Raw genomic sequence first — 16,505 nt, forward strand, 5'->3', positions numbered from 1 at the left:
GAGATCAGAAGGAGGACCGGAGTGAGTTTCGTGGGTGAAGGTGCGCGGTTCGGGGTGTTGTTGGGCAGCACCACGCCACCGGAGGAGGTTGCACCTCTGGCAAAGTGGGTGGAGCAGCAGGGCTTCGGCGAACTCTGGATACCCGAGGACTACTTCTTCCTTGGCGGGATCGCGGCGTCGGCGATCGCTCTGGGCGCCACGGAACGGATGCGGGTGGGTGTTGCCGTGGTGTCCTCGATGGTGCGGCATCCGGCGCTGTTGGCGATGGAGGTTGCGACGCTGGCGCGGGCTTACCCCGGTAGGTTCGCCCCCGGCGTGGGTCACGGTGTACCTGCATGGACCGCTCAGATGGGTCTGACGGTGCGCTCGCCGATGAGCGCGCTACGCGAAACGCTGAGCGGGTTGCGGGAGTTGCTCGCCGGCCGCACGGTCACCGAAGACGGTGTTGTACACAAGTACTCCGAGGTGACGCTCACCCACCCCCCGGCCGAGCAGGTGCCGATCTACACCGGCGTGCTCGGTGACAAGGGCATTGCGCTGACCGGTCAACACGCCGACGGGTTGGTGGTCAGTGTGCTTGCGACACCGCAGTATGTCGCGGCCACCCGGGCCAAACTCGATGAGGCGGCAACTGCGGCCGGCCGGACAGAACTGCCCGAACTGGTGGTGCTGTGTGCGGTTAATGTCGCCCGCGACCCCGCCGCGGCAGCCGAAGCCCGAGAGGCGATCAAACCCGTTCTGGCGTTCTATCTTGCTGCCAGCGGCCCGAATCCACTCCTCGGATCGATCGGCGGCAATGAACTGCTGGCCGACATGCTGTCCAGGGGAGGACCAGAGGTGGTTCTCGCCGAGATGCCCGATGAGTGGGTGGACGCGCTGTCGATCACCGGCACCCCCGAACAGTCCGCCGCCGCGGTGCAGCGATTCTTCGATGCCGGTGCCGACAAGGTCGTCGTCGTACCGGTGGTGGCGGACAACGCTCGTGAATCGTTGGGCACCATCGCATCCTTGTTTTCCCATCCAGAACCCGTAGGGAGTGATCGTGACTGATTCCGATGCCCAGGCGATCCTGGCAATACACAACGGCTGGCTGGCAGCCAATGTCGACTTGGTGCCGGAGGCGATGCTCGGCTTCTTTCCCGTAGGTGAGGGCTATCTGCAGTTCAACCTCAACGGTTTCACCTACCACGGGGTGATGGACAAAGCACGGTTGTGGCGAAATCTGAACACTCTGGGCGCCAACATCTCCCGCATCGGAGACACCGCCGAACCGGTGGTGCAGGTGTTCGGTGACGTCGCATTGCTCACCTCGGAGGGGGAGTGTGAGGTGTTGTTGCCGACCGCAAGTGGCACGCTGGAAAGCTCTGGTGTGACTCGTTTTCGCAACACCGAGTTCTACCGCCGCGACGACGGTACCGGTGCGCCGCACTGGCGTATCTGGCACATGCACGTCAGCGAGTCGGCTCCCGAGGGCGCACCGAAGTACGTCACCGAATGAACCCCACTGATGATTCGCTGAGGGTGGCCGGCCCGACCGGTGATCTGTCGGTCACCCTGGCAGGCAGCCCCGGGGCGCGTGGTGCCGTCGTGCTCCTGCATCCGATGAACACCGCGGCGGTGGTGTGGCAAGCCGTCCTACCGCTGTTGAACGGGCCCGCCGTCGCCATCGATCTGCGCGGCCACGGCGGCTCCGGGCGGGTCGGCCCATTCGGCGTCGAAGACTACGTTGCCGATGTTCTGGCTGTTCTGGACGAACTGCGGCTGGAGACAGTGCATTTGGCGGGTGGTTCGCTCGGCGGGTCGATCTCGGTGGCGTTGGCGGCACTGCACCCGGAGCGGGTGGAGGGTGTCACCACCTTCGGTTCGACACTGGGCACCGGAGTTCCGGAGGCGGCGATCGGTGCGATGGTCGACGAACTGACGAGCGTGGGGGCGAGCCGCTATTTCACCGAACTGGTTCCTGCTGTGGTCGGCCCGTCCCACCGGGACGCCCCCGGTCTTGCAGAGACGGTCGTCGCTGCGGCGGGACGACCCGAATCGGTGATCGAGGAGATCCTCCGGGCGGCATTCGGAGCCGATATCCGGCATCTGGCGGGTGCGGTGCGGGCACCGGTGCTTGCGGTGGGAGGCACCGCGGATCCGACCTGCCCGCCGGCGATGACCAGGGAGATCGCCGAAGCCACCGGGGGCAGCACGGTGCTGCTCGACGGGGTGGGACATCTGCCGATGGTCGAGGTGCCGGAGCAGGTGGCCGAGCTGATCGACAACCACATGAAAACAGTGACACAGGAGGGGCCATGACGTATTCGATCGTCGCCCGCGACCCCCACACCGGTGCGCTGGGCTTCGGTTCCCAGTCACATTTCTTCGGGGTGGGGCGTCTGGTCGGCTGGGGTGAGGCCGGCGTCGGGGTGGCTGCCACCCAGGCTTTTGTCAACGTCGACTATGGGCCGGGTGCCGTCACGGCGATGCGTGCCGGGACAAGCGCCCGTGAGGCCCTCGACTCGGTGATCGGAGTCGATCCCCTGCGGGCCTACCGCCAGCTCGCAGTGGTGGACGCGGCCGGGACGGCGGCGTCGTTCACCGGTGAATGCTGCGCGCCCGCCGCGGGCCACGCGGTGGGCGACGGTGTCGCGGTCCAGGGCAACATGCTTGCCGGTGAGCAGGTCTATCACGATATGCTCGACGCCTTCCTCGGGGCTTCCGGACAGCTGGCCGAGCGGATGGTGGCGGCGATGGTGGCCGCCGAAGACAGTGGGGGCGATATCCGCGGCTCGCAGTCTGCGGTGCTGAGGGTCTACGGCGGACAACGCTCGGAAACTCCCTGGAATCACGTCGAGATCGATATTCGGGTCGACGATCACCCCGACCCGGTTTCGGAATTGGTCCGGTTGTTGCCCAGGCAGCGCGCCTTCGACGTGATCGGTGAGGTGATCTTCGCCCGAGATCTGATGATCGGGCCGTACCGCAACGTATCGGAGGAGTTGCTTCGCGAGAAGCTGGACGGATTGGCCGAGGCGGCGCGGATCCTTGGTTCGGACAACCGGGAGGCGCAGTTCTGGCGAGCGGTGCTGCTGGCTCGCAGTGGGGACCGCGACAGCGCCCGATTGGCATTCGCCGAGGTGTTCGCTCACCGGCCGGCGTTGCGGCAGTTCCTGGCTGGGATAGCTCCCCTCGGATTCCTTGACGACACAGCGGATTTCATGTGACACCCCCGAATGCCGCGTCGGCAGTGGACGTGTGGCGGTGCGCGGAGCTGACCGCGGCGATGGTGCGGTGCGACACCCGCAACCCACCCGGTGACGAATCAGCGATCATCCCGTTGCTCACCGATGTGTTGACCGGCCTCGGTGCCCGCACCGAGGTGTTCGAACCTGCTCCCGGGCGCACGTCACTGCTGGCAACGGTGTCGGGACCCGGTGGCCCGGCATCGGGACGTCGGCCGACGCTGTTGATCAACGGACATCTCGACGTCGTTCCGGTGGTCGAACAAGAATGGTCGCTACCTCCGTTCGGCGGCGTGGTTCGCGACGACAGGGTCTACGGTCGCGGGGCCTGCGATATGAAAGGCGGCATCGCCGCAGCGATCGAGGGATTGCGCGCGTGTTTCGACGCCGGTGAGCTGCCGCGCTGCGATGTCGTGATGCATCTGGTGGCCGACGAGGAGACCGGTGGCCGGTGGGGAACCGAGGCGCTGGTGCGGGCGGGGCGCATCGTCGCCGACGCCGCCGTGGTGCCGGAGCCGAGCGAACTGCGCGTCTGCGTGGCCGAGCGAGGTGTGCTGCTGGCCGAGATCACCGTGGCCGGCCGTGCCGCGCATGGCAGTGACCCCGCTGCGGGCCGGTCGGCGATCGCCGACGCCGCGCGGTTGGCGACGGCGCTGCACGGCGGTGATTTCGGAGATGTTGCTCACCCGCTGCTCGGGGTTCCCACGTGCAATGTCGGGGTGATCTCCGGGGGAACAGCCCCCAACATCGTCGCCAGTTCGTGTGTGCTGCGCATCGACCGCCGGGTTCTTCCCGGGCAGACTGAGCAGGACGCGGTGGCGAGCCTCGAGGCATTGATGGCCCGGATGGTTCCCGATGTCGAGCCGACGGTACGGGTGCTCGCGTTTGCGGCCGGCTCGGAGTTGGCGCTCGAGCATCCCTTTGTGGACCTGATGCGGGAGTCGTCGGACCCGGAAAAGCCGGTGCGCGGCCTCAACCTCGGCACCGACGCCCGATTCCTGCGCAATGAACTCGGCATCCCCACGGTTGTGTACGGACCGGGATCGATGACCGTCGCCCACAGCAGCAACGAGTATGTGCCATTGGCCGAACTCGGCGAGGCCGCCCGAACCTTTGCCTCCCTGTTCACCAGCTTCGGCATCGAAAACATCTGAGCCCAAGCTCTTTCCGAGAGCGTGTCGGAATCGCTCGCCCGCACGTCGGTTCCACAGCTAGGCTCGGTCGGGTGACGTCTGCAACGCGTCGTGCCGACGAGTTCCAGGAGCTTCGCCCGCACCTGCTGGCAGTGGCCTACCGACTCACCGGAACCTTTGCCGATGCCGAGGACGCGGTGCAAGACGCGTGGTTGCGGTGGCATGGATCAAGTGAACAGGTCAGTGATCTGCGTGCCTGGCTGACGACGGTGGTGAGCCGACTCAGCCTGGACCGGTTGCGATCGGCGGCGCACCGCCGCGAGACCTATCAGGGCAATTGGCTGCCCGAGCCCGTCGTGACCCGGGCCGGCGAGGTGGCGGACCCGCTGGCCGCGGTGGTTGCCGACGAGGACGCCCGGTTCGCGGCGATGGTGGTGCTGGAGCGGCTCTCCTCGGATCAGCGGGTGGCCTTTGTGCTGCACGACGGTTTCGGGGTTCCCTTCGCGGAGGTGGCACAGGTGCTCGGTGTCTCCTCGGCCGCGGCGCGCCAACTCGCTTCGCGCGCACGCCGTCTCGTCGCCGATGTCCCGGCTCCGCCTCGCGATCCCGAACACGACGCGCTGGTCGGCCGGCTGCTGGCGGCGATGGCCGACGGCGATCTGGCCGGTGTTGTTGCGCTGCTGCATCCTGATGTCACCTTCACCGGTGACTCGGATCGTCGCGCCCCGACCGCCGCGCAGGTGATCCATGGGCCCGACAAGGTGGCGCGTTTTGTGTTCGGGCTGGCCCGGCGTTACGGGCCGGGGTTCGTCACGGCGAGCCGGCTGGCCCTGGTCAACGGCGATCTCGGTATCTGTACCCCGGGCAGTCCCGCAGCTGACGGTTACCCGGAGATGCAGCCGCACATCGTTGCGCTGACCATGCGCGACGGCGCGGTGGTGGCGTTCTGGGATGTTGCCAACCCGGAGAAATTCAGCGCCTCGCCGCTGCGTTCCTGAACGACTCTCAGCCCGGTGGAGTCAGCTGGGGGATGACGTGGTCGGCGAAGTCGCTCAATGACCGCAAGGTGGCCGCCGGATCGCCGATGGCCTCGTGATAGACCGCAAGCCGGCGGGTGCCGGTGGCGAGGACAAAATCGCCGAGCTCGTCGACGACCTGGCCTACTGAGCCGATGATCGCGCCCGCGGCGGCCAGCTGCGCCTGACCATCGGGGTCGATCGGTCTCCCGTCGGGTCCCAGGTGGCGTTGCGATGCTCGCGGGACGTGTGCATGATCGCCGCTGCGAAAGGACCGGCGCAGCGCTGTGGCCAACCGTTCGCGGGCGTCGGGGGATTCGTCGACGACGGCGATCACGGTGTGCAGATGATCGGGTTGGGCTCCGCCGGACAGCTCGCGGTAACGCTGCTCCAGTGCCACTCGGGCCGATACCGGGGTGGCAAAATAGTGTTGCAGCGCCAGGCCGTTGGCGGTGGCGCACTTCAGACCGGCCTCGCTGGAGGTGGCCATCAGTACCGGCGGGTGCGGGCGGGTGCGCGGTGGCGGCTGGATCGCGGTGTCGGTGTCGCGCACCGACCACAGATCGAGTAACCGGTCGACGGTGGCATGGGGCTCGTCGTCCCAGCGGGCGAAGTCGACGTCGAGCTGTTCGTAGTCGCGGCGGTAGCCGCCGCGCCCGAGCCCCAACTCGAATCGGCCGTTGCCCAGCTGGTCGAGCAGGGCGGCCCGTTCGGCAAGATCAACGGGATGGCACAGCGGCGAGAGCACCACCGCGGTGCCCACCCGGATAGTGCGGGTGCGGCCGAGGAGGAACGCCGCGGCGGTCAGGGCGCTCGGATTGATGCCGAATCGGATGAAATGGTGTTCGGTGACCCACAACTCGTCGTATCCGAGTTCCTCGGCCAGCTCGGCCTGGGCCAGGGCGAGGTCGAAGACCTCGGAAGGGGTGGGGCCCAGCTGCGCCCCCATATTGAGAAGTACGCCGAATCGCATAGCAGGTTAGGTTACCCTAACTTGCTATGCCGGAGGGGTCTCCCATGGCACCCGGCAGGCCTCGCCGGCGCCGAAGCCCTGTTCGGTGATGCCGAGCGCGGTGTTCACCCGGGCTCTCATGTTCTCCACCCCGATCTGGTACGTCAGCTCGATGACACCTTTGTCGCCGAAGCGGCGGCGCAGGTCGGCGACCTGCTCGTCGGTGACCGTGTGGGGATCGGTGGTGATGGCCGTGGCATAACCGATGGCCGCGCGTTCATCGTCGGAGAAGCTCGGTGACGTTGTGTAGTTGTCGATGTCCTGGAGGCGCGCCAGGTCCAGGCCGTCCAGGCGCATCAGCATGGTGCCGAAGTCCACGCACCACGAGCAGCCGATCTGGCGGGCGGTCCAGTAGACGGCCAATTCGCGGACGGCGGCGGGCAGGGTTGTCGACGCCCGTTCGAGAGCTCCTTCGTGGATGCCGCCGGCGATCAGCAGCCCGCGGTGGTGGGCGTACACCGCAAACGGTTCGGGCACCTCGCCGAAGCGGCGCTTGGCGTAGCGGTACAGCAGTCGGGTCAGCAGCGGCGCTTTCTCCGGCGCCAGCGGGGGTATCCGGGTGGTGGTCATACCGGTCAGACGAGACAGCCCACCAATGTGTGACCGGGTGACCCCCCCACCCGCGAGCGAGCGTGTCTGTACGGCTGTGCGCGGCGTGTCGCGTACAAAAACGTGCACTCGCTAGGGGGTCCACGTCCGGTCACCGTCGACGCGCGTCGAAGCTATGGAGCTGGGGTGATGCCGACGAGCGTTCGGCGCAGAACCTGAAATACAACGCCACCGCTTCGGCGTACTTGCGACTGGTTGACTCCATGGTGCCAGTCAGCGCGGCGGGGCAGACGGTCACGCCGCACATGTTGCGCCATACGAGCATTGCCGAACCCGCGGGCACCGTCGGGACCGAAGAACGGGTCCTTGTCACCCCAGACCGTCAAGGCGGGAACCTCACTGACACGCAGATATTCATGCAGGGCCGGTTAGATCTTGGGATTGCTCGCATGGTCGACATACCCACGCTCAGTGGGTCAGTCACTATCATCGCGGCGGATGATCGGACGCGAACTGTCACTCCGGAGGGGCGATAGAACTCGTGGGTGTCTGGATGCATTGCCGCCAGCATGATGATGTTATCTCCGAGCAGAGAAGCGTGAACCACCTCCCGCGGGCGCGCGTGTTTGTACGTCGCCACGCCGGGCCAGCCGTACAAATTCGCGCGCTCACGCCGCAAGACGACGTAGTTGGTGGTCGATACGACGCACCGTGTCCCAGGGTGTTCTCCGCACGTCGGCGGCGACGATCGAGATCACCGTCCACCCCACCTCATGCAGGGCGGCTCGTTTTTGTCGGTCCCTGGCAAAATCGTCTGGACCTGAGTGCCAGTCGTAACCGTCGTACTCGACGGCCACCCGTCGGTCCGGCCACGCAAAATCCACTCGCCACACTCGTCCGTTGCGGTCGATGACTTTGTGTTGCAGCTCAGGGGCCGGTAAGCCTCCGTCGTGCATCGCCAGGCGAGCCTCGCTTTCCATCGGGGACTCCGCCTGCGCTCGTGCGAGCGGAATCAGTTGGCGCACTTGCACTATCCCGCGGCGCCCCTTCTGGTCCGCGGCCGCGATCAGCAACCGGCGTGTTGTGCAGCGGCCGCTGCGCAGCGCGGCATCCAGTGTGGCCAGAGCGCGGGGTCGACGGAGGCTGCGCGCGACTTCAACGGCTGTCCAATCAGGTGTGGTCGATGGCCGTCCGTCGACCGTCGTCAACGGGACACCCTCGCGGCGATGCACGTAGAGCCCGTCGCTCTGGCGCAGCAGGTGACCTGCTGGGTTGAGTACATGCAGGTCGCGCACATCTTCGGTGTCAAAGCCGAACGCTGCCGCGGCGGTGCCCAGGCACATCGCGACCGGTTCGCCGGCGCGCAGATCGAGGCCGGCGAGGCGGACCGCGGTGTCGGGCTCGTTCGGGCTGTACACCCCCGGCCACACCTGGCACAGGTCGCCGCGGTCGAGCGCGCTCTGCATCGCCCGGCGGCTGATCACGCGCAGGATCTGGCCGGACGTTGCTACCTCACCCTGGGCGTCGAAAAAGTCGCTGAGCATGCTCGGATGTTGCGACGGCCCGAGGTGACTCGGTAGTCACCCTGTGGACAACGCAGAACGAGTGCACGTGTTTGTACGGGAATCCCGGCGTGTTGCCGTACAGACGCGCTCGCTCGCGGGAGGAGAGGGGAGGTGCCGAAAAGATATGGCATCGAAGGTTGTTCACCAGTTCATGGGTACGCTCGAACAAGGCTCCCGGCGGAAGGACATCGTGTGATGGCTGACGGCAACACCTACGTGGCCAATTGCTCGCTGCTCTACGCCGATACTCCGCCACTGCGGCGGGCGGCCGCGGCCGTCGCCGACGGGTATCGCGAGCTCGAGTTCTGGTGGCCATTCGACTCGTCGGTGCCCGGTGAGGCCGAGAGCGCGCGCTTCGTGGACTCGGTGCACGAGTCGGGTGCGCAGGTCATCGCGATGAACTTCACTCTCGGCGATCCCGAATGTGGTGGCCGGGGCATACTTTCACACCCTGACCGGCGGAACGAGTTCGCCGAGCACCTCGAAGTGCTGGCGGGTCTGGTGGCGCGCCTCGGGATCCGTTGGTGCCATGCGCCTTACGGGCTGGCACTGGCGGTATCGACGCCACAGCAACAGCGAGACACCGCGGTGGCCAACTTGATGCTCGCGGCTGACCGTCTGCGTCCGCTGGGCGCTGCCCCCATGGTGGAACCCACAAGCGGCGTCATCGACTATCCCGTGGTGACCGCCGCCGACGCCGTTGCGCTGATCACCGACGTCGAGGCCGCAGCGGGGCGCCCGGGTGCGGTGGGACTGCTGGCCGACCTCTATCACCTGGCCGCCAACGGTGAAGACATCGCCGGGGTGCTGCGTGCCCACTGGGGCCGCATCGTGCACGTGCAGGTCGCCGATTTCCCGGGTCGCCACGAGCCGGGGACCGGCGAACTCGACATCGACGGCTATCTGCGAATGCTCCACGAACTGGGATACCGCGGCCGGGTCGCGCTGGAGTACATCCCGTCGTTGTAGCTCAGGCCCGACCACCCAACGCAACGAGGGCGCGTGTTTGTACAGAAAACACGGAGTGTTTCCGTACAAACACGCGCCCTCGCGCTGAAGAGAACTGTCAGCGGGCGAACATCAACGCGCGCTTCACTTCTTGGATCGCCTTGGTGACCTCGATGCCACGCGGGCAGGACTCGGTGCAGTTGAACGTGGTGCGGCAGCGCCACACCCCGTCGACCTCGTTGAGGATGTCGAGCCGCTCGGCGGCCGCCTCGTCACGCGAATCGAAGATGAACCGGTGGGCGTTGACGATCGCCGCGGGGCCGAAGTACGACCCTTCACTCCAGAACACCGGGCAGCTGGTGGTGCAGCAGGCGCACAGAATGCACTTGGTGGTGTCGTCGTAGCGGGCGCGGTCGGTCTGACTCTGGATCCGCTCGAGAGTCGGAGGGTTGCCGGAGGTGATCAGGAACGGCTTCACCGCGCGGTACGCGTCGAAGAACGGCTCCATGTTCACCACGAGGTCCTTCTCCACCGGCAAACCGCGGATCGGCTCGATGGTGATGGTGAGCTGCTTGCCGGCCTTCTTGGGCAGCATGTCGCGCATCAGCACCTTGCACGCCAACCGGTTCACCCCGTTGATCCGCATCGCGTCGGACCCGCAGACGCCGTGGGCGCAGGACCTCCGGAAGGTGAAGGTGCCGTCGAGGTAGTTCTTCACATAGCTGAGCAGGTTGAGCAGCCGGTCCGTGGGCAGGCACGGTACGCGGAAGCTCTGGAAGCCTGCGGCGTCGGGGTTCTCGGGGTTGAAGCGGGCGATCTTCAGCGTCACCATCACCGCTTCATCCGGGATGGGTGGCAAGGGCGGATCGCCGGCTTCGGGCTTGTCCAGGACAGGAGTGCTCATGATCAGTACTTCCGTTCCATCGGCTCATACCGGGTCTGGACCACGGGTTTGTAGTCCAACCGGATATCACTCAACAGGTCGGCGCCTTCTTTGTAGGCCATGGTGTGCCGCATGTAATTGGTGTCGTCACGGTTCGGGTAATCCTCGCGAGCATGGCCGCCGCGAGACTCCTTGCGGTTCAACGCGCCCACGACGGTGACCTCGGCCAGCTCCAGCAGGAAGCCGAGCTCGATGGCCTCCAGGAGATCGCTGTTGTAGCGCTTGCCCTTGTCGTGCACGGTGATTCGCGAGTACCGCTCCTTGAGCGCGTGGATGTCGGTCAGCGCCTGCTTGAGGGTCTCCTCGGTGCGGAACACCGCGGCGTTGTTGTCCATCGACTGCTGCAGTTCGGTTCGGATATCGGCGACCCGCTCGTGGCCGTGCTCGCTGAGGATGTCACCGACCCAATCGACGACCATCGAGGCCGGGGTGGGCGGCAGCTCCACGAATTCGTGGTTGGCGGCGTACTCGGCGGCGGCGATGCCGGCCCGGCGGCCGAACACGTTGATGTCCAGCAGCGAGTTGGTGCCGAGCCGGTTGGCCCCGTGCACCGAGACACATGCGCATTCCCCGGCGGCAAACAGCCCGGGGACGATGTTGTCGTTGTCGCGCAGCACCTGTCCGGTGATGGTGGTGGGGATGCCACCCATCACGTAGTGGCAGGTGGGGTAGACCGGCACCAATTCGGTGACCGGGTCGACGCCCAGGTAGGTGCGGGCGAACTCGGTGATGTCGGGCAGCTTGGCTTCCAGCACATCGGCGCCGAGGTGGCGGACGTCGATGTAGACGTAGTCCTTGTTCGGACCCGCGCCGCGGCCTTCGAGTACCTCGAGCACCATGGACCGGGCGACGATATCGCGCGGAGCCAGGTCGACGATCGTCGGTGCGTAGCGCTCCATGAACCGTTCGCCGTCGGCGTTGAGGAGGCGTCCACCCTCACCGCGCACGGCTTCGGAGATCAGGATGCCGAGGCCGGCGAGGCCGGTCGGGTGGAACTGGTGGAACTCCATGTCCTCCAAGGGAAGTCCCTTGCGGAAGACGATGCCCAGGCCGTCGCCGGTCAGAGTGTGGGCATTGGAGGTGGTTTTGTACATCCGGCCCGAGCCGCCGGTGGCGAAGACGATCGCCTTGGCGTGGAAGATGTGGATGTCGCCGGTGGCCAGCTCGTAGGCGATGACCCCGGTGGCCACCGGGCCGCTGGGAGTCTCGGTGATGGCGATGTCCAGGGCGTAGAACTCGTTGAAGAACTCGACATCGTGCTTGACGCAGTTTTGGTACAGCGTCTGCAGGATCATGTGGCCGGTGCGGTCGGCGGCGTAACAGGCACGGCGAACGGGTGCCTTGCCGTGGTCACGGGTGTGGCCACCGAAACGGCGCTGGTCGATGCGGCCTTCCGGGGTGCGGTTGAACGGCATCCCCATCTTCTCGAGGTCGAGCACCGCGTCGATGGCCTCTTTGGCCATGATCTCGACGGCGTCCTGGTCAGCCAGGTAGTCGCCGCCCTTGACGGTGTCGAAGGTGTGCCACTCCCAGTTGTCCTCTTCCACGTTGGCCAGGGCGGCGCACATGCCGCCCTGGGCCGCTCCGGTGTGTGACCGGGTGGGGTACAACTTGGTCAGGACTGCGGTGCGTGCTCGCGGACCGGCTTCTACTGCGGCCCGCATGCCGGCGCCCCCGGCGCCGATGATCACGACGTCGTAACGGTGTTCTTGGATCATGGCTCTTAACCCCCGATGTTCGGGTCGAACGTCAGCAAGACGTAGGTGCCCAGGACGAGCGTGAAGATGATCGACAGCGCCAGCAGCAGGTTCAGCCAGAAACGTGTCGAGTCTTTACGGGTGTAGTCGGCGATGATGGTGCGCATGCCGTTACCTCCGTGGAGCTGAGCCAGCCACAGCAGTAGCAGGTCCCAGGTCTGCCAGAACGGCGATGCCCAACGTTGCGCGACGTAGTTGAAGTCGATGCGGTACACGCCGTTCTGCCACATCAGCATGATGAAAAGGTGGCCGAGCGCCAGGAACACCAGGGCGATGCCGGAGAACCGCATGAACAGCCATGCGTACTTCTCGAAGTTCGGCATGCCGCCGGGACGCCGCGGCGCCCGCGGGTTGTCCAGTCCGGCGGGGCGGTCGTAGCTCTTCTCCAGAACGGGCGCGATGGGCCGTTCGCGAGGCTGATCGGGTGCGCTCACAGGAACCTCTCCGCCATGTGCATCGCCAGCACCACCAGTGCGGGCACCATCACCAGCAACCAGACGATCCCGACGGCGGCCAGCATCTTGCGCTGGTGCCGAGGACCTTCGGCCCAGAAGTCGATGAGGATCACGCGGATGCCGTTGAGGGCATGGAACAGCACCGCTGCTACCAGGCCGACCTCCATGAGGCCGACGATCGGTGTCTTGTAGGTCTCGATGACGGCGTTGTAGGACTCGGGGCTCACCCGTACCAGTGCCGTGTCGAGCACGTGTACAAAAAGGAAGAAGAAGATCGTCGCACCCGTGATGCGGTGCAGGACCCAGGACCACATGCCTGGATCACCTCGGTACAGGGTGCGCCGGCGTGGCTTGTCCTGTTTGGCCGGCTGTGCCGGTGCCGCTGTGCTCATCAGCGCCTCCAACGCCATCGGTGGGCGCCGGGGCAACACAACTCATCCCCAGCGTGGCAGTAATCGATGCCCAATTGTTGCTCCGGGCGACCGTCGGGTGGACTCTAATCCCATTTGTAGTAACCAACTAATTGCCGAGACCACTCCTGGCGTGGTCAACGACTCGAAGTTAGGGTGACCTTGCTGAATCCACCGGCCGGAGCGATGGTGTGGTGAATGCATTCAGAAACGACGAGCGGAAGAAGTCATGGCTGCTGAAATTGACTGGAATTTGTTGCAGGCCAAGGCAATTGAGGCATCAAGGCTGGCGTATGCGCCCTACTCGGGTTTTCCGGTCGGTGCGGCCGCACTAGTCGACGATGGTCGAATTGTCAGCGGATGCAATGTGGAGAATGTCTCATATGGCCTGGGTCTCTGTGCGGAGTGTTCTGTGGCGTGCAACCTGTATTCGACCGGCGGCGGACGGCTGGTCGCGCTGGCGTGTGTGGCCGCCGATGGCGAACTCCTGATGCCGTGTGGACGGTGCCGTCAGGTGCTCTTCGAGCACGGCGGGGCTGAGCTGTTGATCGCGCACCCCTCGGGCCCTACCAGGTTGGCGGAACTGCTGCCCGACGCCTTCGGTCCCGACGACCTGGCCCGAGGCGGTCAAATATCGTGACCCAGTTCACATTCGATGCGCCAACGGTCATCAGGACCAAGCGTGACGGCGGCCGTCTCTCCGATGCCGCCATCGACTGGGTGATCGACGCCTACACCCACGGCCGGATCGGTGACGGGCAGATGGCGGCACTGCTGATGGCCATCTTCCTGCGGGGTATGGAGCGCGACGAGATCGCGCGGTGGACGGCGGCGATGATCGACTCGGGGGAGCGGCTCGACTTCACCGATCTCCGCCGCGACGGCAGCCCCCTTCGGCTGGTGGACAAACACTCCACCGGCGGGGTGGGGGACAAGATCACCATCCCGCTGGTCCCGATCGTCGCGGCCTGCGGCGCCGCCGTCCCGCAAGCAGCCGGACGCGGACTCGGACACACCGGTGGCACCCTCGACAAACTCGAGTCCATCCCCGGGTTCACCGCTGAGATCGACAAAGCCCAAGTGCGCCAACAGCTGTGCGATGTCGGTGCGGCCATCTTCGCGGCCGGTGACCTGGCTCCGGCCGACCGGTTGATCTACGCGCTGCGTGATGTCACCGCCACCACCGAGTCGCTACCGCTGATCGCCAGTTCGATCATGAGCAAAAAGATCGCCGAGGGTGCCAAGGCGCTGGTGCTCGACGTCAAGGTGGGTTCCGGCGCGTTCCTGAAGAAGGAGGAGGAGTCCTGGGAGCTGGCGCGCACCATGGTGGCCCTCGGCGCCGCCCACGGAATCCCCACCCGCGCCGTGCTCACCGATATGGCGAGTCCGTTGGGCCGGGCAGTTGGCAATGCCGTCGAGGTGGCCGAATCGCTGGAGGTGCTGGCCGGCGGCGGGCCGGCCGATGTGGTGGAGCTGACGCTGGCGTTGGCCCGCGAGATGCTCGACCTCGCCGGCGTTGATGCCCGCGACCCCGCGGACACCCTGCGCGACGGCACCGCGATGGACAGCTTCCGCGCCCTGGTCGCCGCCCAGGGTGGTGACGTGGCGGCGTCGCTGCCGGTCGCCGGCCATTCCGAGACCGTAGTCGCCGGCAGGAGCGGCATCATGGGGAACATCGACGCACTGGCTGTCGGCATGGCCGTCTGGAGACTCGGCGCGGGCCGCGCCGCGCCGGGGGAGCGGGTCCAGGCCGGCGCCGGAGTGCAACTGCATCGCAAGCCGGGTGAGGCCGTTGCCGCCGGCGACGTGCTGTTCACCCTGTTCACCGACACCCCGGACCGGTTCGGTCCGGCGCTGGCCGAACTCGACGGGGCCTGGCAGGTGGCCGCCGAGCCGCCGACCGTCCGTCCACTCCTCATCGATCGGGTCGGCGACTAGCGTCAGCCGTCGGTCACGACAGCGTTGCGGCCCGCTCGCTTGGCGCTGTACAGGGCATGGTCGGCGCGGCTCAGCACGTCATCCAGCGAATCGTGTCGCCGGGCGACGGCCACGCCCACGCTGACGGTGACGGCCGGCAGGTCCGGATGATCACGATGTTGTTCGGCGATCGCGGCACGAAGCCGGTCAGCAAAGGCGCGAGCGTCATCGAGGCTGCTTCCGGGTAGGGCGACAGCAAATTCCTCACCGCCGATCCGCGCCGCGATGTCGTCCTCGCCGATCAACAAACCACAGGTCTCGGCGACCGCAGTGAGTGTCTTGTCTCCGGAGGCGTGACCGTAGCTGTCGTTGATCCGTTTGAAATGGTCGACGTCGAGCACCGCCACCGCCAAGTGGCTGCCGTGTCGGTTGGCGGTGGCGAGTGCGGTGCCGAGACGTTCGACAAAATGTCGGCGATTGGCCAGCGGCACCAGTGAGTCCAGCCGGGCCAGCGCGTCGAGTCGCTCGACCAGCTGCCGGCGTTCTTCGAACATCGCGTAGAGGGTCAGCGAGAACACCGATGCGGTCGCGATGAAGAAACTGACGTAAGCCAGCCGGTCCGGTACCTCGAGGTGAGCCAGGAAACCCTGCCCGGACGACCCGGCCCAGGTGATGGCGGGGGCGATCAGGACGTTGGCCGTCGTCACCCCGCGCAACCCGCGGCGCAGGCCGATCCACACCAGCAGCGGATAGGTGATGCCCAGCATCAGCAGCGGGTAGATCGGCAGCACCGTGGCGGCCAGGCCCAGCAGTCCGATGGCGGCAGCGCTCAGGACCAGATCGGGGGTGGTGGAGCTTCGCCGCGAAGTGCTCCGGATGCACCAAGCCAGCAGCAGGGGGGCGATGAGCACCTGCCCCACCGAGTTCCCGATCCACCAGTGCAACCATGCCGACGGAATCTCACCCGCATGCTCAAGCGGGCGCTGGATGCCCTGAACCCAGAACGGCTCCAAGATGTTCGGAATTCGATCCAGCGGAGTGGCGCCCAGGGCCCACAGCACGCTGACTCCTCCGGTGGCGCTGATGGGCTGCAGTACCAGGAACACCAGCGCGACGAACAGGAGAACATCGCGGGGGTGCCCGAACTTCGGGGAGAGCCGCCAGCGCGCGAACAACAACGCGCCCAGTGCGCATTCCACGCTGTTCACCGCTCCGATGGCCAGTCCGCCGAGCACCGACGGACCCGACCAGATCGACAGCAGGGTCTGTCCGAGCAGCACTCCCCAGGCGACGCGCGGACCGAACATGATCGCGAACGCCAGCGCCACACCTTCAGGGGCGAACACCACGCTGGTGACGTTGCTGTACTCGACGGACACCGCAAATGTCAGACGGCCCAGGGTGAAGTAGAGACAAGCCAGAATCAGGGCGGCGACGGCGACGCGACCCGGGCTCTTCCGGGCGCGCTCGACCGTCGCGATCCACATCGGACGATGATAATGGCGCATGTGTCAATATTTCTCCCCGAACGCATCAGACGGTGAGGACCGGTGTGCGATCCGCCGGGTTGGTC

17 protein-coding genes are annotated in these 16,505 nt (G+C 66.3%); 9 read left to right on the forward strand and 8 right to left on the reverse strand.

Annotated features, from left to right (window positions below; genetic code table 11):
• Positions 1 to 21 precede the first annotated feature (21 nt).
• The 6 genes from WBB07_RS13265 to sigJ all read left to right on the forward strand — a co-directional run bounded on the left by WBB07_RS13265 (position 22) and on the right by sigJ (position 5,358).
• A complete protein-coding gene (locus WBB07_RS13265; RefSeq protein WP_526308343.1) occupies positions 22 to 1,050 on the forward strand; it encodes an LLM class flavin-dependent oxidoreductase in 1,029 nt (342 codons plus the stop codon).
• Positions 1,043 to 1,498: a hypothetical protein gene (locus tag WBB07_RS13270; protein WP_526308345.1), complete on the forward strand. Its 456-nt coding sequence runs from the start codon at positions 1,043 to 1,045 to the stop codon at positions 1,496 to 1,498. Before WBB07_RS13265 ends, WBB07_RS13270 begins: the two co-directional genes overlap by 8 nt.
• Positions 1,495 to 2,301: an alpha/beta fold hydrolase gene (locus tag WBB07_RS13275; RefSeq protein ID WP_526308347.1), complete on the forward strand. Its 807-nt coding sequence runs from the start codon at positions 1,495 to 1,497 to the stop codon at positions 2,299 to 2,301. Before WBB07_RS13270 ends, WBB07_RS13275 begins: the two co-directional genes overlap by 4 nt.
• Positions 2,298 to 3,209: a DUF1028 domain-containing protein gene (locus WBB07_RS13280; RefSeq protein WP_526308349.1), complete on the forward strand. Its 912-nt coding sequence runs from the start codon at positions 2,298 to 2,300 to the stop codon at positions 3,207 to 3,209. Before WBB07_RS13275 ends, WBB07_RS13280 begins: the two co-directional genes overlap by 4 nt.
• Positions 3,206 to 4,381 (forward strand): M20 family metallopeptidase, encoded by a 1,176-nt coding sequence (locus WBB07_RS13285; RefSeq protein WP_526308351.1) that lies wholly within the window; start codon positions 3,206 to 3,208, stop codon positions 4,379 to 4,381. Before WBB07_RS13280 ends, WBB07_RS13285 begins: the two co-directional genes overlap by 4 nt.
• 71 nt (positions 4,382 to 4,452) lie before the next feature.
• A complete protein-coding gene (gene sigJ, locus WBB07_RS13290; protein ID WP_526308353.1) occupies positions 4,453 to 5,358 on the forward strand; it encodes an RNA polymerase sigma factor SigJ in 906 nt (301 codons plus the stop codon).
• 7 nt (positions 5,359 to 5,365) lie between these two features.
• Here sigJ and WBB07_RS13295 read toward each other — a convergent pair whose 3' ends face one another.
• From WBB07_RS13295 to WBB07_RS13305, 3 genes are all read right to left on the reverse strand, one after another.
• Entirely contained in the window at positions 5,366 to 6,349 is a 984-nt protein-coding gene (locus tag WBB07_RS13295) for an LLM class flavin-dependent oxidoreductase (RefSeq protein WP_526308355.1), read from the reverse strand.
• 24 nt (positions 6,350 to 6,373) lie between these two features.
• A complete protein-coding gene (locus WBB07_RS13300) occupies positions 6,374 to 6,958 on the reverse strand; it encodes a carboxymuconolactone decarboxylase family protein (protein WP_526308357.1) in 585 nt (194 codons plus the stop codon).
• 647 nt (positions 6,959 to 7,605) lie between these two features.
• Positions 7,606 to 8,481 carry an endonuclease domain-containing protein gene (locus tag WBB07_RS13305; protein ID WP_526308359.1) on the reverse strand — a complete coding sequence of 292 codons (876 nt, stop codon included), beginning with the start codon at positions 8,479 to 8,481 and terminating at the stop codon, positions 7,606 to 7,608.
• Positions 8,482 to 8,697: 216 nt separating this feature from the next.
• Here WBB07_RS13305 and WBB07_RS13310 point away from each other — a divergent pair, with 216 nt between their 5' ends.
• Positions 8,698 to 9,471 carry a TIM barrel protein gene (locus WBB07_RS13310; RefSeq protein WP_526308361.1) on the forward strand — a complete coding sequence of 258 codons (774 nt, stop codon included), beginning with the start codon at positions 8,698 to 8,700 and terminating at the stop codon, positions 9,469 to 9,471.
• Between the two features lie 97 nt (positions 9,472 to 9,568).
• On the opposite strand, the gene WBB07_RS13315 is transcribed toward WBB07_RS13310, so the two are convergent.
• Genes WBB07_RS13315 through sdhC form a run of 4 tightly spaced genes read right to left on the reverse strand, consistent with a single transcriptional unit; the run spans position 9,569 to position 12,919 of the window.
• Positions 9,569 to 10,354: a succinate dehydrogenase/fumarate reductase iron-sulfur subunit gene (locus tag WBB07_RS13315; protein WP_526308363.1), complete on the reverse strand. Its 786-nt coding sequence runs from the start codon at positions 10,352 to 10,354 to the stop codon at positions 9,569 to 9,571.
• A gap of 2 nt (positions 10,355 to 10,356) precedes the next feature.
• Entirely contained in the window at positions 10,357 to 12,111 is a 1,755-nt protein-coding gene (sdhA, locus tag WBB07_RS13320) for a succinate dehydrogenase flavoprotein subunit (RefSeq protein WP_526308365.1), read from the reverse strand.
• A gap of 5 nt (positions 12,112 to 12,116) precedes the next feature.
• Positions 12,117 to 12,551: a succinate dehydrogenase hydrophobic membrane anchor subunit gene (locus WBB07_RS13325; RefSeq protein WP_526308436.1), complete on the reverse strand. Its 435-nt coding sequence runs from the start codon at positions 12,549 to 12,551 to the stop codon at positions 12,117 to 12,119.
• 29 nt (positions 12,552 to 12,580) lie between these two features.
• The gene (gene sdhC, locus WBB07_RS13330) at positions 12,581 to 12,919 is read right to left on the reverse strand and encodes a succinate dehydrogenase, cytochrome b556 subunit (RefSeq protein WP_526308438.1); all 339 of its coding nucleotides are present in this window, start codon (positions 12,917 to 12,919) and stop codon (positions 12,581 to 12,583) included.
• A gap of 325 nt (positions 12,920 to 13,244) precedes the next feature.
• On the opposite strand from sdhC, the gene WBB07_RS13335 reads away from it, so the two are divergent.
• Complete coding sequence (locus WBB07_RS13335) at positions 13,245 to 13,655, forward strand: cytidine deaminase (protein ID WP_526308367.1); 411 nt, start codon at positions 13,245 to 13,247, stop codon at positions 13,653 to 13,655.
• Positions 13,652 to 14,953 carry a thymidine phosphorylase gene (locus WBB07_RS13340; RefSeq protein ID WP_526308369.1) on the forward strand — a complete coding sequence of 434 codons (1,302 nt, stop codon included), beginning with the start codon at positions 13,652 to 13,654 and terminating at the stop codon, positions 14,951 to 14,953. The genes WBB07_RS13335 and WBB07_RS13340 overlap by 4 nt, the downstream gene beginning before the upstream one ends.
• Positions 14,954 to 14,955: 2 nt before the next feature.
• Here the strand turns inward: WBB07_RS13340 and WBB07_RS13345 are convergent, their stop codons facing one another.
• Entirely contained in the window at positions 14,956 to 16,419 is a 1,464-nt protein-coding gene (locus WBB07_RS13345) for a GGDEF domain-containing protein (RefSeq protein ID WP_526308371.1), read from the reverse strand.
• Positions 16,420 to 16,505 lie beyond the last annotated feature (86 nt).

The organism is Mycobacterium sp., from assembly GCF_049647605.1.
Taxonomy (GTDB): domain Bacteria; phylum Actinomycetota; class Actinomycetes; order Mycobacteriales; family Mycobacteriaceae; genus Mycobacterium.